We start from the raw sequence: 25,908 nt of genomic DNA, 5'->3' as shown, positions 1-25,908 counted from the left end.
TCCAATCACCTTACTCCTTGAATTTATATGTGGCTTCATCGGGTCCCTTAAATTCTGCCTCAATGACCCTCCTGATTTCCGAAGCCCTCTTTGCACCTATGCCCTCCACGCTACGGAGTTCCTTCTCTGAGGCGTTCATAACACCTTCAACTGATCCGAAGGCTTCCAGGAGCCTTTCAGCGTACTTTGAACCGATATTTGGCAGGGATTCCACGATGAAGAGCTGCTTCTCCCTGAGGGTAAGGGGCTTCTTATCCGTGCGAACACGCATATCAGGCCTGCCTTCCCTCTGTTCCCTTATGGCTATCCTCCTTATCATTGCAGCGGTATCCTCGGCTGACCTCGTGGGGATTACAGGTATTCCAAAGTCCACAGCAACAGCTGCAAGGGCACCCCTCACGGCGTCCGGGTTTATGAATCCTGAATAGAGGTCATCCCCCTCTATGATCATAACAGGCCTTTTGAAGTTTTTGACCATCTCCCTTGCCTGTTTATACAGTCTTTTATCTATAATTGAACCAATAAAGTCCTGTGTTGTCTTCCTCTCAATTATGGTGTCCTCGCTTATCTGATAGTCACCAACTGCGAGGGGTTTGAGTTCAAAATCCACTCCTATCTTTTTGAGTTCCCTGAGGACCCTTGAGTTGACCTCCCGGGAATCAGCATAGATGAAGGGTCCCTCCCCTGAGGGTTCCATTATGGGGTTAACCTCCACGTTAACTGACCCGCCCCTGAGGTTCTCCTTCATGGATCTCTCCTTCCTGATACTTGAGTAGTAGTATGCCTCGTCGCGGGTCTTCTCTGTTATGAGGACAACCATGCGGCCCTTCCTCTTCCTCCCGGTCCTTCCACGTCTCTGTATCATCCTTATCTCAGAGGGAACAGGTTCATACATCACCACAAGGTCCACCGAGGGGATATCTATACCTTCCTCAGCGACACTGGTTGATAGGAGCACGTCATGGTTCCCCATGCGAAATGATTTTATTATATCCCTCTGCTGTTTCTGGGTGAGGCCCTTCTCTCCGCTCCTGCTGTTCTGTCCATAAAATTTAACTGCGTTGATACCTTCACGTTTGCATCTCTGGTATATCTCCTCAAGGGTGTCGCGGAACTGTGTGAACACTATTATCCTTGCTTCATCTCCTTTAAGTTCCCTTTTCAGTATCTCCATTAGCCTGTCAAGTTTAGGGTGTTCCACCCCTGACATCATGGCCCTTCTTGTGAGGTGCATGGCCCTTGTAAAGTCTGGATCTGCCAGGAGACCCTTAGCAGCCTTTGTTTTCTTCTCCTTTAGCCGTAGAAGGTACTGGTGGAGTGGCCTTATGCCCTGTGTTTCAAGGAGTTCAAGGGCGTGTTCCACGTTTATACAGGATGCAAGGAGTGATATGGCCCTGTAGCATGCCCTTGGAGGGCTCGTTGATCGCGCTATCCTGTTCTGGACACGGCCCCTTGCCTTCAGAAGGTCCTTCTTACCCACACTGATGGTGTCTATAACACCGAGGTTTTTAAGCATCTTCAAGCGATTTTTAAGGACCTTCCTCAGGAGTTCCCTTATATCCTCAAGCTCCTGTGTCATCCTGACCTTTACCCATTCTATTTTTATGGGCTTGAGGTAGGGGCGCACATCAGGGTCCCCCTCTGTTTTCACCACAACCTCATTCATGAAGAGGTTCTCACAGACAGTTTTTATCTTATCCTCATCTGCACCCGGAGACGCTGTGAGTCCCAGTATGAGGGGGTGCCTGGCGTTCTGTATATAATTTGATGCAAGGAAGACGTATGAGTATGATCCAACTGCGCGGTGGCATTCATCGAATACGATGAGTGAGACGTCCCTGAGGTCGTATCTTCCAGCCAGGATGTCTGATTCAACTGTCTGGGGCGTGGCGGATATTATCTGGGATTTAATCCACCGTTCTTTTCTCTCTTCAGGTTTTATGCTGCCTGTAAGGGATGTGCAGGTTGCAAGCATGAACTCCCTGAAGCTCTCCTCATGCTGTATGGCCAGGGGTTTGCTGGGTGATAGGATGAGTACCTTTGAGCCCCTGTATTTCCTGAGTCTCTCTGCAGCCACAAGGACAGCCACAACAGTCTTTCCAAGGGCTGTGGGGGCGACTATCATTGAGTTGCCCTTTCTGATGACATCTGCTGCCAGCAGCTGCTGATAGGTCCTTGCCTCTATTTTCTCTGGCTTTATGAGGGGGTGCTCTATGTACCTTGCCATGGTCTTTTATCTGGTCATCAATTTATTTAAGGTTCAGGTTCCTTTCAGTGCTGAAAATCAGGTTACCTGAGGCTTTGGCCTTCCTAATTTGAGGTTTCAGGGATTAAAAGAAGGAGTAAATGTGGTTTTATTTGGGATGATGCGTGTTCAACCGGTCTAAAAGATTTAAGGGGAGGTTAAAGTGGGACTGAGGCAGCTGCTAGCACCGCAGCAACGGTGACTGTGCTCAGATGGCAGGCGTAGAGTGGAGCTGTCTGGAAGCTGTCCCTCAGAACCGGGAGGAACTGTGTGTAGGCTGAAATCCCTGTGAGGACCTGCAGAGCCAATGCAACGTAGTTCAGGGTTACATTGCCAGACATGATATTTGCTGCCGTTGCAATGAGGGCCAGGATAAGGACTCCGAAGTGTGGCGCCATCCTCATCCCCATTATACGGAAGGTTATGAAACCTGATGAGATTCCTGCAAATAGGAGTGCGAATATAATGACCTGATACATTTAATCACCTCTAGAAGTTCACCACTGCGTAGCTCGGGTCACTAAGCAGTGTTATGAAGGTGGCTGCACCTGCTATCTTGCAGCCCTTGACCATGTTGTCCTCTCTGAGCCCCCGGAACTGGGCGCTCATTTCACAGACGTAGATCTTAACGCCCATCTCAATGACCTCGGCCATGAGTTCATCCAGCCGCGGGAAGGCCGGGTGTTTTACGGCGGCCGCACCACCCTTCCTTGCAATGCTCACGCCATCCATGAGGAGGAATATTGTGACATCCTTTCCCATGCTGAGGGCAGCCTTTGAGAATATGAAGGTGGCGTAGGCCCTCTCTGCATTCCCTGTCCCGTTGCTCTGGACAACGAGTACCTTATCCTTTCCTGTAAATTCCCTTTCCCTGCTAACATCTGTTTTTTCAAGGATGAGGTGGCTGGCCGATTTTTCAATGACCTCTGCGTTCATTTCAGGAGCTGAAAGTGCAAGGTCATCGATCACGTCACTGCTTTCTGATTTTATCTTTATCCTCATCCCCGGCTCCATTGAGGAGAGCCTATCCCCTACGATTATAACCGGGCCGGGACAGGTTTCTCCGGTAACATCTATCTCTTCAATACCCTGAGGTGAAATGTTAACCACCAGCCCCTTTTCTGTTTCTCTGGGAGAATATTCCATATGGTGCTTCTCTGCAACTCTCCTGACCTCTTCAGAGTCCTCCTTCAGGATCAGCTGAAGGTTCTGAACACCATTTTTAAGTATATTGTCTGTTATTATGGCTGCAGCGTATCTGTTTACTCCCCTGAGGTTTAATTTCATTTTTATCCCCATTTTTCCCTGAATTTTCTGAGGGCCTCCACAATTCCCTCAAGGTCAGATACTGGTACTCCGACTGCAAGTTCCTCAGGCCTGATCCCGGCGTATTTCCTTGAACCGTTACACCCCATTGTCATGTTTGGGATGCCCCTCTCCCTTACAGCTGCAACGGCGTCTGCACAGAGTGACTGTATCCCTGAGTAGTCCCCGCTTATTCTGCCACCCCTGTCATGGAGGTATGCCTGGCTGAGTCTAAGCGCCTGGGCCGGTTTAAGTAGGAATACAACGGCATCTGGTTCGAAATCAGCCTCTTCGAGCGGCGCATAGACTGAGGCATGGTATTCCCCTTTCACCGCGGGAACGACCTCTACGGTTTCAGCAGCAGCTTCCAGTGTGCTGTAGTTTCCGAGTTTATGGTACAGGCTTCCATCCGCAACCTGGGGTGGTACCCTGCAGAGTCCAAGGACCGCTGCGCCACCCTTGCAGAGATGTTCGTCTGCAGTTGCATAGCCACAGGCACCCCTTAAGCGTGCATCCTGTATGAACTCGCAGTGCCTCTTCTTTTCAAGCTTTTCACCATATATTTCCTCATTTTTGACTAACCTGACAGCCACGGGGCTGCCCTCCATTTCCAGGAGTTTCTTAAGTTCTTCTGAAATCTTCCTGTAATCCATACAACCACCTATACATGATAGTATAACTATACGATAAAGTATAAAGATCAAATATTTAAATTTTTCTCTAAAGTTATAATTCATGGTTATACCATAGCTATCATGGGGTGAGGTCAGTGGAGAAACTCTCTGAAACCGAGAAGATGATAATGTCCTACCTGGAATCAAATCCTCCAGAGGAGTGCATGCTCGACAAGATAACCCGTGGAATAAACAGGAGCAGGGCAACGGTTCTCAAGTACCTTCACATACTGGAGGCCAGGGGTCTTGTAACATACAGGACGGTTGGCAGAAGCAAACTATGGATGCCTGCTGGAGACCTTGAGGGAACTGTGGAATACACTGGAGACACATCCAGAGATTCTGAGCTTATAAAAAACGCATCAAAAATTCACAGAAACCTCCTGGAACTCCTGGAACTTGAAAGAAAGATAGATGACCCTGATAAACTCGTCTTCACCATAAACACCCTCATGGACATAGTAGTATCCAACGGCCTTTTCAGAAGAATGTTCCCCGGTGCACAGTGCCTTGGGGACATCATGGACAGGGAGAGCCTGGTCCTCATTGAGAACAGGATGAAATCCCGGGGCACGATACAGGTCGATCTGCGGGGAAGGGATGGGATAAGGAGGAACTACAGCCTTTCAGTCACACCTGTAAACAACTTCTGGGTCATAATAGGAAGGGACCTTGCAAGTTCCTCATTTTCCAAGAATGAACTTGAGGTCCTCCTCACAATCACAAGGTTGAGATCATCCTCTGGCAGCCTTGAGGAGCTTATGAACTCAATAAGGGATGAATTATCCACCATAATGGACCTTAACCAGCTTTCGGTGGTCCTAAGCGATGCCTCCGGGTTCAGCATGGCCTACGAATACCCTGAGTCAGAGGATCTCACTGAATTTGAATACTTCATCTACAGGAGCATTGAAACCCTCGAGACGGTATCATGGAGGCATGACTCGGGTCTCATGCTTTCAGTACCCCTCATCACAGAGGAGAGGGCAAAGGGAGCCCTTATAATCAGAAGCCCCGAGGACTCCATAGCCTCACAGAGCCTTGAAATCATAGAGATGGTGGCCGACGAGGTCTCAGAGTATCTAGAAATGGAGAAACTGAGGCAGGAGAAGGATGAGTTCATAAGAACACTTCTGGCCATGAACAGGGTTTCCGAAATTATAAACAGTGATGAGGAAGAGGAAAAAATGCTTGAGAAATCCATCGAGGCCGTCATAGAAACCCTGGAATTTGAAATGGGATGCATATACCTCATGGAGGAGAAAAGGGAACTCCAGCTCAGGGTTCAGAGGAACCTGCCAGAAACACTCAGCAGAATGTGCATGGCCGGGGTCTTCACAGACCTCTTTGAGAGGTCCATTGAGAAGGAGGGGGTTATATACATAACCTCTGAGTCCCCTGAATACCGCATGATACATGAGTCCATAAGGAGAAACAATATAAGAACAATTCTAATGATTCCGATTAAGTTTTCAGGGGAAATAACAGGAATCTTAAACCTGGCAAGTTACAGTGTTAAACCCTACAACAGGATAAGCCTTGAGAACATTTCATCAATAGGGCTTCAGCTTGGAAGCGCCCTCCAGAGGAAAAGTTATAACTTATAAGTTATAACTTTTAAGGTCTGATGAGGTTCATCCAGTCATCATAGACGGCATCAAGGCCACACATACCAGGGACATAGTTGGCGGCCTTGGCAGAGTCAACACCAAGGACCTCATAGCCAAGATCTTCCACAGGTGCAACCACCATGCAGGTGTCAGATACAACCATCCCACCTGCTGCCTCTATAACGTCTGTGTAGCCCATCCTGCTGGCAGCACTTCCTATGGCAGCAGAGGTGCAAACCCAGAGGTCACAGGCAGGCTTATTTTTCCTTAAAAATGAGGCTATCCTCCGGATCTCATCCAGGGAACAGTGGGGGCACCCCAGGCATATGAGGTCAGGATCATCATCAGTGGTGGACAGCTCCTCCCTTGCCTCCAGTATATCCCCGGCATCAACCGTAATGCTCTCCCCTGCCTCATCAGGAGAGGCTTCCATGTACTCGGGTGTCACCCCATCAACATGGTAGAGTGCAACCGCACCGGACGACGCCATGGCAGCCCCAAGGGCCTTGAGGTCATCAGCTGATGGATGACCATTGAAAGTGAAATATGGGACACCCTCACCGGCAATTTTTCCTGTAATGTAACCCAGGGCCCCGTAATCCGATCCTGAGAGTTCACATTCAACATCAACCCTCAGGGTGGCCCTCCGGTTCTCCTGGAGATGGTAGCCATACTCAGGGGTCTTACCGCATATGGCGGCTGCAAGGGCCCCTGGACCACCCTCACGGTTGGTCCTGGCTCCCAGAACAGAGTTGGCATAGGAAACTGCAGAGGACTCTGACCAGGCAACATGGGAGCCCCTCAGGGGGACGTTCCCTATGAGGTAGGGGGTGCAGGTGCAGGTGTTCATGACATCCATGGCAGAGTATGCCTCCACAATCCTTATCTGTCTACTGGCGAATTCCTCTGAGAAGCCCATCTCCCTCCATCTCTGGAGGTCCATCCCCGCAGGGTTAAGGGTACTTGCAACCTTCACTCCGGCACCCCTGGCACGGAGGTCCTCCAGGTATTCAAGACCGGCGTCCCCTATTGTCTTGTAGGATACCCCTGAAACCTGGGCAGAGGATATGTCAACCATCCTCTCAGCACCATAGATATCACCCAGGGCAACAAGTATCTCCATACTCTGCTGGACTGTCTCACCGAATTCACCATCATACATCCTCTCTTCTGTCCTATCAAGGTACACTTTTCCAACCCCACACATGGTGTCTCTTCAGGGACCGGTCTGGGTCCCCAGTATCTCATCAACAAGCTGCAGAAAACTCTCCATATCCCTGTAGGGCACCATCGCCCCGGCCGCTATATCATGTCCTCCCCCGGTACCACCAAAACTTGCGGCGGCATCCCTGAGGGCAACCCCGAGGTTAACACCCCTTTCAACAGCTGGCCTGGTTGTCCTTGCAGATACCTTAACGTGCTGATCCATCCGTGAAAGTCCGAGGAGGGGGATGTCAGGGTCAAGAATTTTGAGGGAGAGTGATATGCTTGCTATGGTCCCCATGATCCCCTTGAAGGCCTTATCCTCACTGTAGATGTACTGCAGGTTCTCCAGGGTGGTGGAGCCCTCCCTCCTTATCCATGCAAGGCCCTTCACAAGCTCCTCACGGTAGTTCTTCTGGAGCTCGAGGGCCACATCAAGGGCACCTTCCCTTTCACCGAGGCACAGTCCGATTCCTATGCCATATTTACGGTTCTTTCCACAGGCATCAAGCACCCCTGCAATGTCAGAGAGGTCACCTATATTCCGGAATTCCCTGCTCGTGAATACCTCTCCGAATATCTCAGGGTTTATCCTTGTAAGTTCATCCCTCAGAACATCCCTCTCCTCAGGGGACAGGTCAGGATATTTAACGCCATAGGATACACCTATATTCTCAAGGAAGCCCATAGAAGCCTCCATATCCCCGGTGAGGCCAGGCAGGGCCGGGTTGAAGGTGTATGCAATGGAACGGTAAAGGGGCTCGGTGTACCTTGATGCCAGCTTGAGGTCACTGTGGACCTGAAGGACACCCTCTTCAACAGCCTCCTCCATGATGAACCTGTTTGCACCGGTGAATCCGTCAGTGTACTGCATGTCCCCCAGGGCACCCACAAGGGCAAGGGGGGCGGTCTCCCTGTTAAGGAGTCTCGTGGCCAGGTAGGCCGTTCCAGATGCACTGAGGTCCCTGCTACCATCAAGGCCATGCAGATGAGGGTTTATGTGAACAACATGGGGTCCTGCCTCGGATTCAGAGGGCTGATGATGGTCAGCGACGATGACATCACCCTTCAGGCGGGATATCTCCTCAAGGTAGGCGCTTCCCATATCACAGAAAAAGAATAGGGAGTATTTCTCTCCCGACAATTTCTTAATGAACTCCTTCTTCAGCCTGGAGAGGATGGAGATGTGGAACTGACCATTCATGGATGAAATGGCCCTTGCAACAACTCCTGCGGCTGATAGACCATCTGCGTCGTTGTGGGAGATGATCCTTATTATGTTTCCCCTTTCAAGGTGCTCCTCAAGGACCTTTGAGGCCTCTGCACCCCTCTTGAGAATTGAGTCGGGGAGTTTACTTGACGAGGAGGGCTGCTTTCTGTGGGTCATATCTCCATCCTTCAGGAAGGACACCTTCTCTCACATAGTACCTGACAAGGCGCCTTATCTTTGATTCAACGATCTGAAGGCCCCTCCTTGTGTGGAGGTCCTTTGGGTGTTCCTTAAGGTGATCCCTTATGTTAACAGCCTTCCTTATGAGATTCATGAGGTCCTCAGGGTATTCAGGTTTCATTTCATGCTTCTCAAGTATCTGTGTTATTTTAAGCCCTGTAACGGCCTTTACGCTGGGTATGCCGTGCTGGTCCCTCAGTATTATACCTATTTTGCTGGTGGAGTTACCCTCCCTGTATAGTTTGACTATAAGATCCTCTATTTCTTCATTTGAGTATTCAACCCAATCAGGTTTTAGAGACATCAAATCACCTCATAATTTTCAATGTACCATTCTGCAAATTTTTTAAGGGCCCTGCTTCGATGCGAAAACCTGTTCTTCTCTGAGGTACTGAGTTCTCCGAAGCTTTTATCCATCCCTTCAGGATAGAATAACGGGTCGAAGGCGAAACCCATTGTTCCGCGCTCCTCAGTACCTATACGTCCCTTCACCACGCCTAAAAAAACCTCGGGTTCGGAGTTGGGGGTGCAGAACCCAACAGCCGACCTGAACTCGGCGTAGCGATCTTCAACATTTTCCATGAGCTTTAATATGCCCTGGTTTCCTATGGTATCCTGTACATAGGCAGAATAGGGTCCTGGAAACCATTTAAGAGCCCTTATAAACAGTCCTGCGTCCTCAACGATCACAGGACCATCCATGATCCTGGCAGCATGTTCTGCACCGTAACGGGCCACCTCCTCAAGTGTTCCCTGAAGTTCCGGGTAGCCCAGATCAGCATGCATCAGTTCTATTCCAGTACCATGGAATATCTTCTCTGCCTCAGATAACTTGTGTTTATTACCAGTTATAAATGTTACCTTCATGATGAACCTCCTCATTCAGTGTATTCATGGGTTCAGTATGGTGTGGATATTAATTCTGAGCTCACTCAGTGTATCTTCCCCGGGACTCTATCTCCCTTATCTTTGACTGGATGTCAGCATCTATTATCTTGCCGTACCCCTCAAGGACCCTGCTGAAACACTCGCCGGCCAGGGCGTAGTGGGTGCTTTCAAGGGACTTTTTGAGGACAAGGAGATCCACACCCATATCCTCGATTTCATCTGAGAACCTCCCGAGTCCAAAGTCTATGAAGACCACATCACCCCCCCTGATGATTATGTTGGATCCTGTGAGATCCCCGTGTATTATACCCGCCCGGTGGAGCCTCCCTATGGCCTCACCGATCCTTGAACAGAGCTCTGTATCCTCAACAGCGTCCCTGAATGGGGTGCCGCGAACCTCCTCCATGACCATAACCCCTCCATCAGGGTCGACATCAAACAGGAGTGGTGTCTGCACACCGGCGCCCTTGGCCTGGTTGATGAGCCTGGCCTCCCTCCGGGTCCTGGATGACCTGAGCTTCTGATCAATTTCAGGTATTCTGTAACCCTTGGATATCCTCTCCTTTATTATGCAGGGCCTCCCAATCCACTGGCCCCTGTAGATATTTGCCTCGGCACCCTTGGCCAGGATGTCAGGGGGGAGCTCTATTCCTGCCTCTGATTCCCTCATCCAGGGGACATCCACCTCATCGGTCCGGTAACGCTGCACCACCGTGGTGTCCTCCAGGGCATCCGGCCCCCTGTACCTGTAGACGAGCTGACCGAGCCAGGCAATCATCGCACCGTTATCACCACAGTACTCAGGGGGAGGCATGTGGAATTCCACGTGGTGCTCCTGGCACATCTCCCTCAGCATATCCCTCAGACGCCTGTTAACAGCCACTCCACCACAGAGGAGGACCTGATTCTTTTCTGTGTATGCCAGGGCCCGCTCTGTAACCTCCACCAGCATTGAAAACGCTGTCTCCTGGATGCTGTAAGCCAGATCCTCAAGGCCTGCACCAGCCTCCATTTTTCTTAAAGCAGCTGTTAGAAGCCCTGAGAAGGATATATCCATCCCCTTAACGCTGTAGGGGAGTTCAATGTACTCTGAGGCCTTCAATGCAAGCTGCTCAATGACCGGACCGCCCGGGTGTCCCAGGCCCGATTCCCTTGCAAACTGGTCGAGCATGTTACCGACGGCTATGTCGAGGGTTTCACCGAAGACACGGTACCTTCCCTCGTTGAAGGCTATGACCTGGGTGTTCCCGCCGCTCACATAGAGTGAAACAGGGTCACTGGCCCCTGTGGTGAGCCGGCCTATCTCTATGTGACCTATGCAGTGGTTAACACCAACTATCGGAACATCAAGTGAAAGTGCGAGTGTTCTAGCTGCTGTTGCAACGGTCCTGAGTGCTGGCCCAAGGCCCGGACCCCTCGAAAAGGATATCAGTCCTATTTCCCCGAGTTCAACACCTGCATCACGGCATGCCTCAGCCATGAGACGGGGTATCCATTTTGCATGGTGTTCAGCAGCCTCCCTGGGATGTATACCTCCCTTTTCAGGTATAAGTGGCTTTCCCCGCAGTGATAGGACATTTCCAGCCTCATCGACGATACCAACACCTGTCTTCTCTGCAGTTCCCTCTATACCAAGACACAACATTTAATTAACCACCTGTGACCCTGCTCCTTCTGGAGTGTAACTAATTTATGTATCTCCGGTTATAACTATTGTATCGTTGGAAAGGTGAATGGAAATGTTTGATGGACTGAAGATCTATGGTTCTGGCAATTACCTTGAAGGTGTTACTGACAGGGATTCCCTGTTCATCTGCGCCGTTGCAACAACCGAGACATCAAGAATCCCGGGAATAACAGGGGCAGGAGCAAGCCCCGAACTCACAGAGTACACTCCAGCAGCTGATGTTGAACTCATAGTTCATGATGCCCCCAGGTGTCTTCCTGAGATACCCCAGACCATCGTGGAGGGGGAGGCAGCCCCCACACCGGCTGTGATAACCAAGGCGGCCCTGGAACTTGCAGAGGTCCCCTTCATGGTCGCCGATGCAGGCGCCTCGGTTAAACCTGATGTTCCCTATATAAACATTAACTCCGAACCCGGAGGTGATATAAGGACAGGGAGGGCGGTCACCGAACCTCAAAGGATATATGAGAGGGGGTTGATGGTTGGAAGGACCCTCTCCTCCCTCACAGAGCATCTGGTGGTGGGTGAGAGCACACCGGCAGGTACAACAACTGCCCTGGGCGTTTTAACGGCCCTGGGATATGATGCTGATTTCAGGGTCAGCGCCAGCATGCCCCACAACCCACATGACCTCAAGAGGGAGGTTGTGATGGCAGGACTCAGTAATGCAGGGATCGAGAAGGGGGACTGTTCCAGGGAACCCTTCAGGGCAGTGGAGGCAGTGGGGGACCCCATGATACCTGCGGTTGCAGGGATATGCATGGGCAGCACTGTACCGGTGACCCTTGCAGGGGGTACCCAGATGACAGCGGTCTGCGCCCTTATGAGGGCCATTGACCCGGACTTCGACTTTTCAGATACAGCAATTGCAACGACCATATTCGTTGCCGAGGACAGCACCTCCGATATAAACAGGATAGCAGAGCAGATAGGTGATATTGACATCTATGCGGTTGACCCGGACTTCGGGTCTGCCTCGCACAGGGGGCTCCATGAGTACCTCAACGGTTCTGTGAAGGAGGGTGTTGGGGCCGGCGGCGCCATGCTACTGGCACTTCTCCATGGCATACCCGTTGAAATGGTGAGGGAGCGTATCGAGGAACTCTGCAATACAATACTGGCCTGAAATCCTTTAATGGAGGTTCCAGATGACTTCAGGGTCCCGCTGGGATGGGATCATCCCACACCCTGGAATTCTTGCCTTTGCAATGGCACTCTACATTCTTGGCTTTGTACTGGATGCCTCGGGAAGACCACTGGCCTATGGGTTCCTCACAGGGGACATGGTGGTCCACTTCTCCACATTCCCTGGTCTCAGGGAGCAGTTCATCGATTACCTGTTAGCAACTGCGTTCTGGATATTCATATCAAACATAACCCAGGTTACAGTCTTCATATTCTCCCTGGCAACATTTTATCCTGTTCTTAAGATGTTCGTCCTTGCAGGGGCCATCTTACATAACCTTCTGGTGAGGTGGGGTGTCAGGGGGCTCCTGATCTATGCGGGGACACTGCACCTGCACCTTGAGGTCACAGGGTGCCTACTTTCACTTCAGGCAGCCCTTGTATTTGTGAGGTCCCTCCTCGGGGCCATCCAGCACAGGTCCAGACGACCTCTCGTCACAGCCCTCAGGGAGAACCTTGCATACCTTATCCCACTTATAATACTTTTATTCGCCATTGCAGCAATTCTGGAGGTCTTCTGGAGTACCTGGTGGGTTTATAACCTCACCCATGGACCGGTATCATGGAGATACTTCTATACCCATGTATTCTCTGTGGAACTCTGATTTTTAATCGATTCAGGAGCTTGGTATCTGAAACCCTTTAACCTTTATGCATCTGCTTTAAGAAAATGAACAGCTTTGAATAAAAAAAGGTGGTGCGGATACGTCTTCACCATTAGATGAGGGCGGCTGCAAGGATCAGGATACCCAGTGCCCAGCAGTAGTAGGCGAATATGTAGAGGTCCCTCTCCTTTATGAGTTTAAGGAGGAACTTTATGGCTATGTAACCTGACACAGCCGCTGCAGCAAACCCTGCAACCATGCTGGCACCCAGGAGGTCCATTCCGGCTCCAATGTCCTTGACCTGGATGAGGGCGGCCCCGAGTATCGCGGGTATGGAGAGGAGGAAGCTGTACCTTGCTGCAAGTTCCCTCTCAAAGCCGAGAAACAGGCCCGCAGAGATTGTTGCACCTGAACGTGATATGCCGGGTGCTATGGCAAGGGCCTGGGCACACCCTATTATGAGTGACTCCCTGACACCGAGTTTTTCAACTGGAAGCTTCTTCCTCACACGCCTGCTGATATTCTCTGATCCCCACAGCAGAAAGCCTGTGACCAGCAGGAAGAATCCCACGGCGGTTAAACTGCTGAAAAGTGACTCAAAGAAGTCCTTGAACAGTACACCAGCAAGGCCGGCCGGCACAGTACCGATGATCACCATCCAGGCAAGCCTCTTGAAGGGATCCTCAATGATTCCCCTCCTGAATCTACCTGCGGGGATGTCCCTCAGACTTGAGAGGAAGGCCCCCAGCATGTGAACTATATCGTTCCAGAAGTATCCAACGACAGCCACCAGTGTGCCCACATGCAGCACGGTGTCGAATGCAAGGCTGGAGCTAACACCCATAAGTTCCGGCACCAGCACCAGGTGGCCTGAGCTGCTTACTGGCAGGAATTCGGTCAAACCCTGCACTGTTCCAATGACTATGGCCTGAAAAACGTCCATGAACATCACTTTTAACTTATAAGTTATCACTTATAACCTCGTCATCAGATGTAGGTGAGCCATCCGAAGCTGTCCTCTGTCTCTGCCCTGATTATCCTGAAGAACTCATCCTGCAGCAGCTTTGTCACGGGACCCCTTCGCCCGGCACCTATCTCTATGCCATCAACTGATCTGATGGGTGTTATCTCTGCGGCTGTACCTGTGAAGAAGGCCTCATCTGCGATGTAGAGCATCTCCCTGGTTATGGGTTCCTCATGCACGGTAACACCCTCGGTCCTGGCTATCTTTATTACGGAGTCCCTTGTTATCCCCCTCAGAAGGGATGATGAAACAGGGGGGGTGTAAATTTCACCCTCACTGACGAGGAATATGTTCTCCCCGCTACCCTCACTTATGTAGCCATGGTAGTCCAGCATTATGGCCTCATCATAGCCGTGTCTCACAGCCTCCATCTTGGCAAGCTGTGAGTTGAGGTAGTTACCGCCGGCCTTTGCCATGTTGGGCATTGTGTTTGGTGCCATCCTCCGCCAGGTTGAAACACCAGCATCGACACCAACCTCAAGGGCCTCTGCACCCAGATAGGCCCCCCATTCCCAGGCAGCCACAGCGACGTCCACTGGGCAGTTCACCGGGTGAACACCCATCTCACCGTATCCCCGGAATACCACGGGTCTTATATAGCACTCCTCAAGTCCGTTCTCCCTGACGGTCTCAACTATGGCATCAGATATCTGATCCTGGGTGTAGGGTATGTCCATCCGGTATATCTTTGCAGAATCAAAAAGGCGTTTAACATGCTCCCGCAAACGGAAGATGGCTGACCCCTTACTGTTCCTGTAGCACCTTATTCCCTCAAAGACAGATGATCCATAATGCACAACATGTGAGAGTACGTGGACGGTGGCTTCTTCCCATTCAACCATTTCACCGTTTAACCATATCTTTCCACTGGCTTCGCATGACATGATAATAACCTCAGGTGATTTACTAGGATAGGTTATGGTTGGAGGCCTATATAATGCTCTCCATAACCGGAAAACTTTAGTGGGGTATGTTATGGTCGGAGGTTTATATTAATGCTCTCCATAACCGGAAAACTTTATATATTGTGAAAATTTAAAGTCACACTGAGGGCCGGTGGTCTAGGGGTATGATACCTCGCTTACAACGAGGTGGTCACGAGTTCGAATCTCGTCCGGCCCATTTATTATTCTTCGGGCTTCAGAGGGGCCGGTGGTCTAGGGGTATGATACCTCGCTCACACCGAGGTGGTCACGAGTTCGAATCTCGTCCGGCCCACTGGATTTTCATTTTTTCAGAGGCACACGCCACTCTCAAACTTATTTAATGCATTCAGTGCTCACAGGAATATGGTCTGGAGGCAGCACTATTAAGGCAGTGCCAGGGACCGGTGCTTTTGATTATTCACCACCAAATATATTATCAATGAAAGATAAATAACAAACAGTACATTGGAATTTATTTTTCCGATGTTAGAATTTGGGGGGGGGTGAAAAATGTACAGATTTCTTTTGGTTGCCATGATTTTCCTTGCCATGGGCGCTGCAGCTGCCCAGGAAACTGATGACAACTTACAGGCAAATTCAGATCTTGCAGTGGACGCAGAATACCTTGATCTTGATGAAAACATTATAACCACTGCCAGCGTTGGCGATGAGGTCTTTGAGGGAGTTGCAGTCACAAACCTCGGCCCTGGAAATGCAACCGGAGTGAAGGTCGATATAACAAGGAGCAGTCAGTATCCCTTTGAGTACCTTGAACATGAGGTTTCATGGGACAGTGGGGCAAACTGGATCTACAATGATCCATCCTACGACCCATTGACCAGCCGGTGGACCATCGGGAACCTACCTGTGGGCGCGGTCTACAAACTTGTTGTGCACCAGAGGGCCACGGCGTCCGGGACCTCACAGTTCACAGCAACAATCTCAGGGGATCAGCCAGACCTCAATACCACAAACAATAATGACACTGCAACAATCATAATAAAGGAATCTCAGGAAGTTCCAGCAGCTGGAGCAGGAATGGTCCCAATGCAGGAGACAGGCGCAGCAGCAGGTTTACTTGTGGCTGGAATAGGCATACTTGGAGCAGGAATGGTTATCTCAAGAAGATAACCCAAAAATTTATTTTTTTGATTCAAGGTTGCTTTGCCATTGCGCATATACTGCAGATACCTGTTTTTTTGGTGACGGGAATCAGATCAGTATCAGGATGACCAGCAGAAGGAGTGAACTGAAAAATACTATCGTACCCTTTATCATTATAACGGCACCGTCCTCCTCCACCAGGTAGGGTATACCATAGGATAGGGCTGCTGCGATCATCAGCTTCAAAACACCGGTGAGGCTCGTTCCAAGACCAGCCGCAAGCTGCAGAAGGGTCGCAATGATGAATGACACAGCAACAACTGTCAGGATAAGTATTATGGTGTTCTGCATCAGACCCCTTATAACTGGAGCCAGAGGTTTGCGGCTCTCCCTTCTTGATAGAACCCCCCTCTGGGGTGTAGTGTGGAATATGTTTGATGGGGGAGTGTAGACCTCAACCTCCTCCTCATCAGGGTACTCCTCATCCTCCTCTTCAGGGACCTGGATTTTCTTTGAGAAGTCCTCTGCAATCCGTATAAGGCCCTTCCTATCTATGAGCTTCATGTTTCTCTTCACAGCATAATTTCTTGCCTGGGATGAGAAATCAGATGTCGTTACAATTACGACCTTGGATGCCTTGAGGGTCTTTGCAGCCATTTCCATTTCCTTCAGAACATCCATTCCAACCTTCCAGTTTTCATCATAATTCTTACAGGCAACAACGACCCCGATGTCCCCGAGGGCGGTTGGAAGAATTCCGTAGATATCCACTATATGCTGGGAGGTCCTGAAGTCCTTGTAAACCTTAAAACCAGAATCCTCCATGACCTTGGCAATAAAATCCACCAGTTTCTGTTTCTTCAATTCTTCCACCTGCCGGGGTTAGACTTAATAGAGCTATGTTATAAGATATACTTAAAATTTGATATAAAGACTATAAAAAGATAGAGATGATTATTGATGAAGATCAACCATCAGTTTTTTGGATCCATAGAAGAAGATAAGGGCGAGAATTAACATAATTGAGCATAAGATAATGATGATTGGTATCAGTTTAGTTCAAATGGAGGAAGATGATCAGCAATGAAGATTCTTATAACAAATGATGATGGAGTTAACTCTTCAGGCATCATTGCAGCAAGAAGGGCCGTTGAGGACCTTGGGGAGACAATCATAGTGGCCCCCGCCACCCAGCAGAGCGGGATAGGCCATGCTCTGACACTCTTTGAACCTGTGAGGGTAAGTGAGGTCACCCTCAGGGATGGATCAGGGGCCTATGCTGTTTCGGGGACACCCACCGACGCTGTTATCATAGGGATATTCGAGCTTATGGATGAAAAGCCCGACCTCGTGATATCAGGGATAAATATGGGTGAGAACCTTGGTAAATCAGAACTGACAACATCAGGGACAATAGGGGCGGCAATGGAGGCTGCAGTGCATGGGGTGCCATCCCTGGCAGTTTCTCTCCAAGTGAGACGGGGTGATATCAAGTTCCATGACGGCCATGTTGACGTTGACTTTTCACTGGCAGCTGAACTCACAGGGAGGGTTGCATCGAGGATACTCAGGAGGGGACTCCCTGAGGGTGTTGACTTCCTGAATCTGAATGTCCCCTCTCATCCAGCAAGCGATGAGATAAGGCTCACGAGGCTGGGGGACCGGATGTACAATGTTCACATAAAGAAAAGGCTGGATCCCCGTGGACGCCCATACTACTGGATAGATGGTGACCCTGCAGGTACAGACCTTCCGGGTACAGATGTCCACACACTTAAGGCTGAAAACACCGCCACCCTCACCCCCATATCACTCGACTGCACAGCAGGCCCTGACTCAATGGAGGGCTGGCTTGATTAGAGCATGGAACTAATTTTTAAAAATTTTTTATCCACAGCCATCCAGGTCCCAACCGTGACCTGTTATACCTGTGAATCTGGTGGAGATCTGGGTCTAAATCCGGAAAAATTTCTTTTAAGAGGCATACCCATCCATTATAAAAAGAGAACTTAAAGGTGATAACAGGATGGGATACAGTATTTTACCGGCAATACCCGTCACGGGACTTTATATGGTCACCTATTTACTCTACAGGACGGGTTTTATAGGCAGGGCCCTTCATGTGAACCTCTGGAATCTCGTAATACTGCTGGCATTTACCATATCCGGAATTGGGGGCTTCGTCCTCATGCTGCTTACTGAAGCCGGTGTGAAGTTTTACCTCAACCCGCAGCTGCTCTACTGGCACGTGGAGGCCGGGATTGCGCTCATACCCCTCACAGTTTTCCACTTTCACTGCTACAGGGGGAGTTTGAAGAGAATAATTGGGGTGGGAAAATGAGAATCAGGAGAATTTTAAGAACTCTAACCGGGGTATTGCCCTTCGCAGGTATCATGGCGGCTGGCGTAGCATGTAGTGCTTCCTGTCCCTATGGACTTGTGAATGACCCCTACCCAGGACAGTGCCCCAGGTTCACGGATCTTAACGGAGACGGGATATGTGACCTATCACAGTCAACCACAGATTACAGCACCTCTGGTGATACATCCCGGGACAGCTCTAATGATCAGAGCACCTCAGATGATTCCACGGCGGCTTCAGACGATTCAGGTCACAGTGTGGGGGTTGATGCTCCAGATGAAACACTGCAGCATCCCTCAGTGGAGGAACCCACCACAGATTATCATCTCATACCCCTGAGCCTCATCCTGATCGCGGCTTATATGATCACACTCTACCTGATGGGGAGTGGCCGTATCAGGGGATCAGTGCACAGGAGGATCTGGAATATTATCCTGACAGCTGGCTATGCAGGGACTGGAGTCACAGGGGTTCTCCTCCTCCTCTTCATACGCTTCGGCATAAAAACGGCTCTTAACCCATCGTTTACCTACTGGCACGCCGAACTGGCAATCCTCATGGTCATAGGAACATTAATCCACATACACATATACTGGAAGCAATTCAGGGGGATTTTCAGGCACATCAAAAATCAGATATCATCCCCTTAAAACATGAATTCCTCTCTGGCAGCTGCAATGGCGCGGCCGAGAGCGGATTTCAGGCGGAGATCAACATTCTGCACTCAGAAAGCCAGTTGATAATCAGCTGGAGCAGCATATCAAAGACGCTGCTTCACCGGTGAATAAGAAAGTGATATCTGGAGGGACCACCATAACTCCATCCAGAACTTGAATGTGGTCCCTATGAAGAGGTTGTTATGGTGGCTTCTTGCAGGTACAAGGGGAGGTCACAACCGTGGGAGGATAATCCGGATGCTGCATGAGAGACCATACAATAACAACCAGCTGGCCGAGGCACTGGGACTTGACTACAAGACAGTTCAGCATCATCTGAGGGTCCTTGAGAAGAATAAGATCATAGTATCCTCGGGGGAGAGGTATGGTAAAATGTACTTTCTTTCAGATGTAATGGAGGATAATTACCCCCTCTTTGAGGAGATATGGAGCAGAATCGAGGTGTGCGAATGAGGGGAAGGGGTGCCCATGATTTCATTCAGGACCAGAACTTCACGTTCCTGGCCATAATAGTGGGGCTTTTGAATGTTTTCCTTCTCATGATCCTTCTCGGAATTTATCTTTCAAGCTACAGGAAGATAAAGTCCAGCTTCACACTGGGACTGGTGGCCTTCACAGTCCTTCTTATATTGCAGAACACAATATTCATAATCTTCATGATAACGAGGGAAGGATTCCGGGGTCATGGAATCGGATTTCCTGTTCTGAGTGTTAATATATGCCAGTTTGCAGCTTTAACAGTACTCCTGAGGATAGCATGGGAATAGTCTGTGTCTGGTGGCTGCGTTACCTTAGATGGGCAGTGGTCTGTGCTGAGGGAGTAAGCCTGTGAAGTGTATGTGAATCATTACAGGTGTCTGGTCCGTGCTGGAGATTTAAGGCTGTGAACTATATATATGTGAATCATTATATGATTACTAAATCAGTTAAGGGGATTAATAATGAAGGGCAGTGACAAGGAATTCAGGGTTAACAAACAGTTTCTGAAATTTAAAAATAAGAACGTTCTACTCACCCTGAAGAACAATGAAGAGACAAGGGGAAAACTCATATCAATCGACAACTACCTTAACACGGTTCTACAGACAGAAGAGGGTCTCCAGTTTATTAAGGGCACCAAGATAGCCTTCATAGCCATGGAATAAGTAGTCACTGATTTTATCTGGCAAAGAACTGGTAGCTAAACCTCCACCTCTATTCCAAGGATCTCCCTTTTACCATTATATATGTCTCTTGCTATCTGGGCACTTCCCATGGAGCCTGAGGTGGGATCCGTACACCTTACATCTGCGATTTCCTTCACCATATCCTTCAGCTTTTCATAGAAGTCATAGGGTTCCCTCATGGCACCAACAGATCCCGTGAGGACGATTCCATCGATTCCACTGGAGATACCTGCAAGTCCCCATATCTCCATGGCAATGGTCATCAGCATGGTATCGAGGGCAAGCCTCGCCTCATCCCGACCTGCAAGGTACATCTCAAGGAGTTCCTCTCTGGCCCTTGAGACCTTTGTGTCGATACCTGCTATCTTAACTGCTCCTGCATGTGAAAAACACTCATTCGCTGTTTTCTCACCATCGTCTATCTTCCTGAGCATTTCAAGGTCAAGGGGTCCGTGTATAACTCCCATGGCACCTACACATGCATCCAGGGCACCGACTATCCTGCCATCCTGTATCAGCATCGTGACGGTATTTGAACTTATGTCCGATACAATCATATTCTCCCAGCCGGTCTCAAGGTATGCATTGTAGCAGATACTCACCTTCTCGGGGCTCGCATGGTGGGAGTAGGCTGCCCTGAACCTTTCATCAAGGCAGGGCGTGTTCCGGTGGAGGCCAGGTATGAGGAGGGTGGGTATCCCCGATGATTCGATTTCACTGTATACTGCTGTTCCACCGCCTGTGACCTTACCTGCCCCTCCAATGGAGATTATACCCCTGTTCTTCACCCTCTCAATGGGCTTTATGGTGCTTATGGCGTCACCCATGGCATAGGTTATTGCCATGAGGTCTATCTCGTTGAGGGGAACCCTATCTTTGAGTTCATCAAGGGCAGAGGCTCTACCTGCTGATAGGTCCTCCCTCCCTATCTTGAAGTGTTCAGCATCATCACCGAGGATGGTGAAGGAGACACCCGTGGTCCCATGGTCCATACCCACGAATACCAAACCAACCACCTGAAAGAGGTTAAGGGGGTTTACTTCTCGAGTCCGCAGAGTTTCCTCAGCTTTGACCCGACTTCCTCTATCTCCAGTTCACTCTCCAGCTTCCTCATCCTCTTGAGCATGGGGGCACCCGCCCTGTTCTCAAGGGCCCACTCCTTGGCGAATTTACCGTTCTGGATCTCCTTGAGGATCTCATCCATTTCCTTCTCAGTCTCCTCTGTTATGATCCTTCCTCTCCTTGTAAGGCCGCCGAACTCTGCGGTGTTACTCACATTGTGCCACATCCCCCTGAATCCCCTCTCATAGATGAGGTCCACTATGAGTTTGAGTTCATGGCAGGTTTCAAAGTAGGCTATCTCTGGCTGGTAACCGGCTCTCACAAGGGTTTTGAATGCCGTGTTTATGAGTTCTGTGACACCACCACAGAGCACAGCCTGCTCACCGAACAGGTCTGTCTCTGTTTCCTCCCTGAAGGTCGTCTCAAGGACCCCTGCCCTGGCAAGTCCACATGCCTTTGCCATTGCAAGTGCCTGCTCCATTGCATCGCCTGTTGCATCAACCTCAACAGCCACAAGGCCGGGTATGCCGAAGCCCTCAAGGTAGGTCCTCCTTACCATGGCACCCGGACCCTTCGGGGCCACCATTGTAACGTTGACTCCTTCGGGTGCCTTTATGTAGCCGTAGTGTATGTTGTATCCATGTGAGAAGGATATGGTGTTACCCTCCTTGAGGTAGGGCCTTATTGACTGTTCGAAAACGGTTTCCTGTATCTCATCGGGTATGAGTATGTGTATGATGTCGGCCTCCCTTGAGGCGTCCTCGATGGTCATGACATTCATGCCATCATCATGGGCCTTCTTCCAGGAGCTACCCCCCCTTCTGAGTCCAACTATCACGTTGAGTCCGCTGTCAGCCATGTTCCTGGCCTGGGCTTCGCCCTGGCTCCCGTAACCTATAACCGCTATCTTTTTATCTGCTAGTATCTCCATGTCAATGTCATTTTCATAGTAGATCTTCATAAAAAACCTCCTCAAGTTCTAATTAACAGCTCATTTAAAATAAAATTTATGGGAGTCTCGGTCTGATCCGGAATTTTTCCGCATTGAGCATCACATTGTCCTGCTTCCACGGGACATTGCAGTTGGCCCTGTCCTTGTGAGTTCCTTTATTCCAAAGTTCCTCAGAAGCTCCAGGAAGGCGTCTATCTTTTCAGAGTCCCCTGTAACCTCAACTGTCAGGGCATCGGGACTCACATCCACTATCCTCCCCCTGAATATGTTGGTGTACTGTATTATCTCTGACCTTTCACTCTCTGATGGGGCGTGGACCTTGACCATGCAGAGCTCCCTCTTAACAGTTGCCGCGGGTTCAAGGTCCCTGACCTTTATGACGTCTATAAGCTTGTTCAGCTGCTTTGTTATCTGCTCAAGCACCCTGTCGTCGCCCCTGGCGATTATGGTCATCCTGGCAATGCCGGGGGTTTCTGATTCCCCGACCGTTATGTTTTCAATGTTGAATCCACGTCTTGTGAAGAGTCCTGCAACTCGCTGGAGCACTCCTGGTTTGTGCTCCACGAGGGCGCTTATGATATGGGTATCGGGTTCCATCTCAATCACCATCCTCCTTCCCTGGGGAGTATTTAATTTCCTGGGGGTCCTCCCTTTCAACCCGGTACTCCCCCACTATCTCGGTGAGACCACAGCCGGGGGGGACCATGGGGAGTATCTCATCAGGATCTATCACTATATCAAGGAGGGCAGGTTCACCAGACCTTATTGCCCTTGAAAGAGCTTCAGAGGTTTCACCGGGTTTTTCTATCCTCTCAGCATCCACTCCAAATGATTCAGCCAGCTTCACAAAGTCCGGAACTTCGCCCAGGTGTGTATGGGACATTCTCTCATCATAGAAGAGGCGCTGCCACTGCGCCACCATTCCAAGGTGCCTGTTGTCCATGATACATATCACCACCGGGATGTCGTATTCCCTTATGGTTGCAAGGTCCTGGCAGACCATGAGGAATCCGCCGTCACCGCACACTGCAACAACGTCACTATCAGGTAGCGCCACCTTGGCACCTATGGCGGCTGGAAAACCGAAGCCCATTGTTCCAAGGCCTCCTGATGATATGAACTTTCTGGGGGCACGGGACGTGTAGAAGTGGGCCATCCACATCTGGTTCTGTCCCACATCCGTTGTAACGACTGTCTCGTCATCAAGGACCTGGCTTATCTCCTTTATAACCTGCTGGGGCTTCAGGGGCACATCATCATAGCTCATCCTTGGCATGCAATCGGCGCGGAATTTCTGGACGCTTTCAAGCCATTGGCTGTCCCTCTTCTCATATTTTTTGAGTTTTGCTATGAGTTCCCTGAGGACGTTTCCTGCATCTCCAACGATGGGGACATCAACTCCAACGTTCTTACCTATCTCAGCGGGGTCGATGTCGACGTGTATTATCCTGGCGTTGGGGGCGAATTCTGCAACGTTCCCTGTTGTACGGTCTGAGAATCTGCATCCAACGGCTATGAGGCAGTCGCATTCGTCCACTGTCAGGTTCGCCACCTTGCGGCCGTGCATGCCGAGCATACCCATGGCTGAAGGGTGGTCCTCAGGAAAGGAACCCTTACCAAGGAGTGTTGTTGTCACCGGGGCCTTTATGAGATCTGATAATTCCTTTATCTCCCTGGACGCCCCTGATATTATAACTCCTCCACCAGCAAGTATGACGGGTTTTTCTGACCTCCTTATGAGTTCAGCGGCCCTCTTTATCTGGAGGGGGTGGCCCTTTACATTGGGCCTGTACCCTGGGAGCTCCAGGTCATCAACCTCCTCCATGATCTCCTGTTCCTGTATATCCTTGGGGAGGTCTATAACAACCGGTCCTGGCCGTCCTGTCTTTGCTATGTGGAAGCTTGCCCTGACAATTGCAGGTATCTCGCTGGCGTCTGATGGCTGGAAACTGTGCTTGGTGATGGGCATGGTTATCCCTATCATGTCCACCTCCTGGAATGCATCATTTCCAATGAGGTGTGTTGGGACCTGACCTGCAATGGCCACGATGGGGGCTGAGTCCATGTAGGCCGTTGCAATGCCTGTTACAAGGTTTGTTGCCCCGGGACCGGAGGTAGCTATGCAGACCCCCACCCTTCCTGAGGCCCTTGCATATCCGTCTGCAGCGTGTGCTGCGCACTGTTCATGTCTTACGAGGATGTGTTTAAGTTCAGAATCATAGAGCATATCATAGAGTGGCAGTAACTGTCCACCGGGGTATCCGAATACGGTGTCTGCTCCCTGATCCAGAAGTGATCTGATTATTGCCTGGCCACCTTTCATTGGAAACACCTTGAACGGAATCTGTCATTATTATTAATGACATATTTCCTATAAAATATATACTTTCAAATAAGTGCTAAGATTATATAAAACAATAGGGAGATTTAACCTTATCAATTTCCAGGAGGATTATCCGATGAAAATACTTGTTGTGGGAACAGGAGCAAGGGAACATGCCATATGCAGTGCACTGGCAGATGAAGCAACCATATACTCTGTGATGGGTAACAGAAACCCGGGTATATCAAGGCTCGCCAGGGAATTCACTGTTGCTCCTGAAGTTGACACCGAAGGGGTGGTCAGGTTCGCATCAGAGAAGGGAGTTGACATGGCATTCATAGGGCCGGAGGCCCCCCTTGAGGCTGGACTGGTGGACGCCCTTGAGGAGGCAGGTATACCCTCGGTGGGACCCACCAGGGATGCAGCCCGCATCGAAACAGATAAATCATTCATGCGCAAACTCTTTGAGGATTACAGAATACCGGGGTCAATAACCTACCGGGTCTTCAGTGACCCTGAGGAGCTACGTGAATTCATGGAAGACTTTGACAGGGAGGCAGTTGTAAAGCCAGTCGGCCTCACAGGAGGAAAGGGCGTCAAGATAGTTGGAGAACACCTCAGGGATAACATGGAGGCCCTCAAATACGCAACAGAGGTCATTGAGAAAAGGATAGGCGGTCATCCCAGTGTGGTGATAGAGGAGCGGGTTGTTGGAGAGGAATTCACTGTACAGGCCTTCTCCGACGGTGAACACATAGTGCCAATGCCAGCAGTCCAGGACCACCCCCACGCCTATGAGGGCGACCAGGGCCCCATAACAGGAGGGATGGGATCATATTCTGACTCAGACGGGCTTCTTCCATTCCTGACACAGAAGGACTATGAAGACGCCGTGGAAATAATGCAGAGGACGGTTGATGCCATAAGGAAGGAGACAGGGCCCTACAGGGGCATACTTTATGGTCAGTTCATGCTCTCTGCAGATGGCCCGAAACTCATAGAGTACAATGCACGATTCGGTGACCCTGAGGCAATGAACGTGCTCCCATTACTTGAATCCAGCATGCTGGAAATATGTGAGGGTATAGTGGACGGAAACCTTAAATCAGCAAGTTTCATGAACCTTGCAACGGTCTGCAAGTATCTGGTACCTGAGGGCTACCCTGAATCAGGTGTTGCCGGCGCCGAGATAAAGGTTGACGAGAAGAAAATAGAGGATATGGGCGTCATAACCTATTATGCGGCTGTGAACCAGGAGGATGATCACATATACACATCATCATCCCGTGCACTTGCACTCGTGGCCCCTGCAGATGACATATACTCTGCAGAGGAGCTCTGTGAGGAAGCAACGGCCCATGTGAAGGGAAGGCTCTACCACAGGAGGGATATAGGTACCAGGGAACTCGTTGAGAAGAGGATTAAACACATGGAGGACCTGCGGTCCTGAGGGAGTTGGG

27 protein-coding genes and 2 tRNA genes are annotated in these 25,908 nt (G+C 50.0%); 13 read left to right on the top strand and 16 right to left on the bottom strand.

Features of this window, described 5'->3' with window-relative positions:
* Positions 1-10 precede the first annotated feature (10 nt).
* The 4 genes from C7452_RS07395 to C7452_RS07380 all read right to left on the bottom strand — a co-directional run bounded on the left by C7452_RS07395 (position 11) and on the right by C7452_RS07380 (position 4,203).
* The gene (locus tag C7452_RS07395) at positions 11-2,227 is read right to left on the bottom strand and encodes a DEAD/DEAH box helicase (protein ID WP_115892709.1); all 2,217 of its coding nucleotides are present in this window, start codon (positions 2,225-2,227) and stop codon (positions 11-13) included.
* 176 nt (positions 2,228-2,403) lie between these two features.
* Positions 2,404-2,724 (bottom strand): DUF5400 domain-containing protein, encoded by a 321-nt coding sequence (locus C7452_RS07390; RefSeq protein WP_115892708.1) that lies wholly within the window; start codon positions 2,722-2,724, stop codon positions 2,404-2,406.
* Between the two features lie 10 nt (positions 2,725-2,734).
* Positions 2,735-3,532, bottom strand: a complete 798-nt coding sequence (locus C7452_RS07385; protein WP_245942890.1) for a DsrE family protein — start codon at positions 3,530-3,532, stop codon at positions 2,735-2,737.
* Between the two features lie 2 nt (positions 3,533-3,534).
* Positions 3,535-4,203 carry a DUF169 domain-containing protein gene (locus C7452_RS07380; protein ID WP_115892706.1) on the bottom strand — a complete coding sequence of 223 codons (669 nt, stop codon included), beginning with the start codon at positions 4,201-4,203 and terminating at the stop codon, positions 3,535-3,537.
* A 116-nt stretch (positions 4,204-4,319) separates the two neighbouring features.
* Between C7452_RS07380 and C7452_RS07375 the strand changes: the two genes are divergently transcribed.
* A complete protein-coding gene (locus C7452_RS07375; RefSeq protein ID WP_115892705.1) occupies positions 4,320-5,831 on the top strand; it encodes a GAF domain-containing protein in 1,512 nt (503 codons plus the stop codon).
* A gap of 10 nt (positions 5,832-5,841) precedes the next feature.
* Here the strand turns inward: C7452_RS07375 and C7452_RS07370 are convergent, their stop codons facing one another.
* The 5 genes from C7452_RS07370 to C7452_RS07350 form a co-directional block, all read right to left on the bottom strand.
* Entirely contained in the window at positions 5,842-7,023 is a 1,182-nt protein-coding gene (locus tag C7452_RS07370; RefSeq protein ID WP_281270466.1) for an aconitase X catalytic domain-containing protein, read from the bottom strand.
* Positions 7,024-7,050: 27 nt separating this feature from the next.
* Entirely contained in the window at positions 7,051-8,424 is a 1,374-nt protein-coding gene (locus tag C7452_RS07365) for a single-stranded-DNA-specific exonuclease RecJ (protein ID WP_115892703.1), read from the bottom strand.
* Positions 8,390-8,791: a 30S ribosomal protein S15 gene (locus C7452_RS07360; protein WP_048061047.1), complete on the bottom strand. Its 402-nt coding sequence runs from the start codon at positions 8,789-8,791 to the stop codon at positions 8,390-8,392. Before C7452_RS07360 ends, C7452_RS07365 begins: the two co-directional genes overlap by 35 nt.
* On the bottom strand, positions 8,791-9,354 hold the full coding sequence (locus C7452_RS07355) for an XTP/dITP diphosphatase (protein ID WP_115892702.1): 564 nt from the start codon (positions 9,352-9,354) through the stop codon (positions 8,791-8,793). The genes C7452_RS07360 and C7452_RS07355 overlap by 1 nt, the downstream gene beginning before the upstream one ends.
* A gap of 61 nt (positions 9,355-9,415) precedes the next feature.
* Positions 9,416-11,020 carry a bifunctional N(6)-L-threonylcarbamoyladenine synthase/serine/threonine protein kinase gene (locus tag C7452_RS07350; protein ID WP_115892701.1) on the bottom strand — a complete coding sequence of 535 codons (1,605 nt, stop codon included), beginning with the start codon at positions 11,018-11,020 and terminating at the stop codon, positions 9,416-9,418.
* A gap of 94 nt (positions 11,021-11,114) precedes the next feature.
* On the opposite strand from C7452_RS07350, the gene cobT reads away from it, so the two are divergent.
* Positions 11,115-12,188 carry a nicotinate mononucleotide-dependent phosphoribosyltransferase CobT gene (cobT, locus tag C7452_RS07345; RefSeq protein ID WP_048175971.1) on the top strand — a complete coding sequence of 358 codons (1,074 nt, stop codon included), beginning with the start codon at positions 11,115-11,117 and terminating at the stop codon, positions 12,186-12,188.
* 22 nt (positions 12,189-12,210) lie between these two features.
* Entirely contained in the window at positions 12,211-12,852 is a 642-nt protein-coding gene (locus C7452_RS07340) for a hypothetical protein (RefSeq protein WP_048175973.1), read from the top strand.
* Between the two features lie 112 nt (positions 12,853-12,964).
* Here C7452_RS07340 and uppP read toward each other — a convergent pair whose 3' ends face one another.
* Positions 12,965-13,795, bottom strand: coding sequence for an undecaprenyl-diphosphatase UppP (uppP, locus tag C7452_RS07335; protein ID WP_048175975.1), 831 nt, complete (start codon positions 13,793-13,795; stop codon positions 12,965-12,967).
* A gap of 44 nt (positions 13,796-13,839) precedes the next feature.
* On the bottom strand, positions 13,840-14,760 hold the full coding sequence (gene ilvE / locus C7452_RS07330) for a branched-chain-amino-acid transaminase (protein ID WP_115892700.1): 921 nt from the start codon (positions 14,758-14,760) through the stop codon (positions 13,840-13,842).
* A 166-nt stretch (positions 14,761-14,926) separates the two neighbouring features.
* Between ilvE and C7452_RS07325 the strand changes: the two genes are divergently transcribed.
* From C7452_RS07325 to C7452_RS07315, 3 genes are all read left to right on the top strand, one after another.
* Positions 14,927-14,998 (top strand) — tRNA-Val (locus C7452_RS07325).
* 24 nt (positions 14,999-15,022) lie between these two features.
* Positions 15,023-15,094 (top strand) — tRNA-Val (locus C7452_RS07320).
* 218 nt (positions 15,095-15,312) lie between these two features.
* Positions 15,313-15,933: an NPXTG-anchored protein gene (locus tag C7452_RS07315; protein WP_048175977.1), complete on the top strand. Its 621-nt coding sequence runs from the start codon at positions 15,313-15,315 to the stop codon at positions 15,931-15,933.
* An 81-nt stretch (positions 15,934-16,014) separates the two neighbouring features.
* Here the strand turns inward: C7452_RS07315 and C7452_RS07310 are convergent, their stop codons facing one another.
* The gene (locus C7452_RS07310) at positions 16,015-16,779 is read right to left on the bottom strand and encodes a restriction endonuclease (protein WP_052457394.1); all 765 of its coding nucleotides are present in this window, start codon (positions 16,777-16,779) and stop codon (positions 16,015-16,017) included.
* Positions 16,780-16,989: 210 nt separating this feature from the next.
* Between C7452_RS07310 and surE the strand changes: the two genes are divergently transcribed.
* The 6 genes from surE to C7452_RS07280 all read left to right on the top strand — a co-directional run bounded on the left by surE (position 16,990) and on the right by C7452_RS07280 (position 20,090).
* Positions 16,990-17,766 (top strand): 5'/3'-nucleotidase SurE, encoded by a 777-nt coding sequence (surE, locus tag C7452_RS07305; RefSeq protein WP_048175979.1) that lies wholly within the window; start codon positions 16,990-16,992, stop codon positions 17,764-17,766.
* A gap of 166 nt (positions 17,767-17,932) precedes the next feature.
* On the top strand, positions 17,933-18,247 hold the full coding sequence (locus tag C7452_RS07300) for a hypothetical protein (protein WP_115892699.1): 315 nt from the start codon (positions 17,933-17,935) through the stop codon (positions 18,245-18,247).
* Positions 18,244-18,918, top strand: coding sequence for a hypothetical protein (locus C7452_RS07295; protein WP_115892698.1), 675 nt, complete (start codon positions 18,244-18,246; stop codon positions 18,916-18,918). The genes C7452_RS07300 and C7452_RS07295 overlap by 4 nt, the downstream gene beginning before the upstream one ends.
* A 195-nt stretch (positions 18,919-19,113) precedes the next feature.
* A complete protein-coding gene (locus tag C7452_RS07290; protein ID WP_048061051.1) occupies positions 19,114-19,398 on the top strand; it encodes a winged helix-turn-helix domain-containing protein in 285 nt (94 codons plus the stop codon).
* The gene (locus C7452_RS07285) at positions 19,395-19,712 is read left to right on the top strand and encodes a hypothetical protein (protein WP_115892697.1); all 318 of its coding nucleotides are present in this window, start codon (positions 19,395-19,397) and stop codon (positions 19,710-19,712) included. The genes C7452_RS07290 and C7452_RS07285 overlap by 4 nt, the downstream gene beginning before the upstream one ends.
* A 174-nt stretch (positions 19,713-19,886) precedes the next feature.
* Entirely contained in the window at positions 19,887-20,090 is a 204-nt protein-coding gene (locus C7452_RS07280; RefSeq protein WP_010877050.1) for an LSM domain-containing protein, read from the top strand.
* A 35-nt stretch (positions 20,091-20,125) separates the two neighbouring features.
* Here C7452_RS07280 and C7452_RS07275 read toward each other — a convergent pair whose 3' ends face one another.
* From C7452_RS07275 to C7452_RS07260, 4 genes are all read right to left on the bottom strand, one after another.
* Positions 20,126-21,118, bottom strand: coding sequence for a methanogenesis marker 12 protein (locus C7452_RS07275; RefSeq protein WP_115892696.1), 993 nt, complete (start codon positions 21,116-21,118; stop codon positions 20,126-20,128).
* A 29-nt stretch (positions 21,119-21,147) separates the two neighbouring features.
* Positions 21,148-22,134, bottom strand: a complete 987-nt coding sequence (ilvC, locus tag C7452_RS07270; protein WP_048061053.1) for a ketol-acid reductoisomerase — start codon at positions 22,132-22,134, stop codon at positions 21,148-21,150.
* 90 nt (positions 22,135-22,224) lie between these two features.
* Complete coding sequence (gene ilvN, locus C7452_RS07265; protein ID WP_115892695.1) at positions 22,225-22,722, bottom strand: acetolactate synthase small subunit; 498 nt, start codon at positions 22,720-22,722, stop codon at positions 22,225-22,227.
* A 1-nt stretch (position 22,723) separates the two neighbouring features.
* Positions 22,724-24,448: an acetolactate synthase large subunit gene (locus C7452_RS07260; RefSeq protein WP_115892694.1), complete on the bottom strand. Its 1,725-nt coding sequence runs from the start codon at positions 24,446-24,448 to the stop codon at positions 22,724-22,726.
* A gap of 136 nt (positions 24,449-24,584) precedes the next feature.
* On the opposite strand from C7452_RS07260, the gene purD reads away from it, so the two are divergent.
* The gene (purD, locus tag C7452_RS07255; RefSeq protein ID WP_115892693.1) at positions 24,585-25,898 is read left to right on the top strand and encodes a phosphoribosylamine--glycine ligase; all 1,314 of its coding nucleotides are present in this window, start codon (positions 24,585-24,587) and stop codon (positions 25,896-25,898) included.
* Positions 25,899-25,908: the final 10 nt, after the last annotated feature.

Origin of the sequence: Methanothermobacter defluvii (assembly GCF_003385755.1) — an archaeon.
In the GTDB taxonomy this organism is placed as follows: domain Archaea; phylum Methanobacteriota; class Methanobacteria; order Methanobacteriales; family Methanothermobacteraceae; genus Methanothermobacter; species Methanothermobacter thermautotrophicus.
This window is presented reverse-complemented; position numbering and strand designations above follow the sequence as displayed.

Coding starts and splice junctions, on each gene's coding strand:
- C7452_RS07290 (WP_048061051.1), top strand. CDS start 19,114: ATGAAGAGGTTGTTATGGTGGCTTCTTGCAGGTACAAGGGGAGGTCAC.
- C7452_RS07355 (WP_115892702.1), bottom strand. CDS start 9,354: ATGAAGGTAACATTTATAACTGGTAATAAACACAAGTTATCTGAGGCA.
- C7452_RS07390 (WP_115892708.1), bottom strand. CDS start 2,724: ATGTATCAGGTCATTATATTCGCACTCCTATTTGCAGGAATCTCATCA.
- C7452_RS07340 (WP_048175973.1), top strand. CDS start 12,211: ATGACTTCAGGGTCCCGCTGGGATGGGATCATCCCACACCCTGGAATT.
- C7452_RS07350 (WP_115892701.1), bottom strand. CDS start 11,020: ATGTTGTGTCTTGGTATAGAGGGAACTGCAGAGAAGACAGGTGTTGGT.
- C7452_RS07285 (WP_115892697.1), top strand. CDS start 19,395: ATGAGGGGAAGGGGTGCCCATGATTTCATTCAGGACCAGAACTTCACG.
- cobT (WP_048175971.1), top strand. CDS start 11,115: ATGTTTGATGGACTGAAGATCTATGGTTCTGGCAATTACCTTGAAGGT.
- C7452_RS07395 (WP_115892709.1), bottom strand. CDS start 2,227: ATGGCAAGGTACATAGAGCACCCCCTCATAAAGCCAGAGAAAATAGAG.
- C7452_RS07365 (WP_115892703.1), bottom strand. CDS start 8,424: ATGACCCACAGAAAGCAGCCCTCCTCGTCAAGTAAACTCCCCGACTCA.
- C7452_RS07380 (WP_115892706.1), bottom strand. CDS start 4,203: ATGGATTACAGGAAGATTTCAGAAGAACTTAAGAAACTCCTGGAAATG.
- ilvN (WP_115892695.1), bottom strand. CDS start 22,722: ATGGAACCCGATACCCATATCATAAGCGCCCTCGTGGAGCACAAACCA.
- ilvE (WP_115892700.1), bottom strand. CDS start 14,760: ATGTCATGCGAAGCCAGTGGAAAGATATGGTTAAACGGTGAAATGGTT.
- uppP (WP_048175975.1), bottom strand. CDS start 13,795: ATGGACGTTTTTCAGGCCATAGTCATTGGAACAGTGCAGGGTTTGACC.
- C7452_RS07360 (WP_048061047.1), bottom strand. CDS start 8,791: ATGTCTCTAAAACCTGATTGGGTTGAATACTCAAATGAAGAAATAGAG.
- C7452_RS07260 (WP_115892694.1), bottom strand. CDS start 24,448: ATGAAAGGTGGCCAGGCAATAATCAGATCACTTCTGGATCAGGGAGCA.
- surE (WP_048175979.1), top strand. CDS start 16,990: ATGAAGATTCTTATAACAAATGATGATGGAGTTAACTCTTCAGGCATC.
- C7452_RS07280 (WP_010877050.1), top strand. CDS start 19,887: ATGAAGGGCAGTGACAAGGAATTCAGGGTTAACAAACAGTTTCTGAAA.
- ilvC (WP_048061053.1), bottom strand. CDS start 22,134: ATGAAGATCTACTATGAAAATGACATTGACATGGAGATACTAGCAGAT.
- purD (WP_115892693.1), top strand. CDS start 24,585: ATGAAAATACTTGTTGTGGGAACAGGAGCAAGGGAACATGCCATATGC.
- C7452_RS07315 (WP_048175977.1), top strand. CDS start 15,313: ATGTACAGATTTCTTTTGGTTGCCATGATTTTCCTTGCCATGGGCGCT.
- C7452_RS07385 (WP_245942890.1), bottom strand. CDS start 3,532: ATGAAATTAAACCTCAGGGGAGTAAACAGATACGCTGCAGCCATAATA.
- C7452_RS07295 (WP_115892698.1), top strand. CDS start 18,244: ATGAGAATCAGGAGAATTTTAAGAACTCTAACCGGGGTATTGCCCTTC.
- C7452_RS07300 (WP_115892699.1), top strand. CDS start 17,933: ATGGGATACAGTATTTTACCGGCAATACCCGTCACGGGACTTTATATG.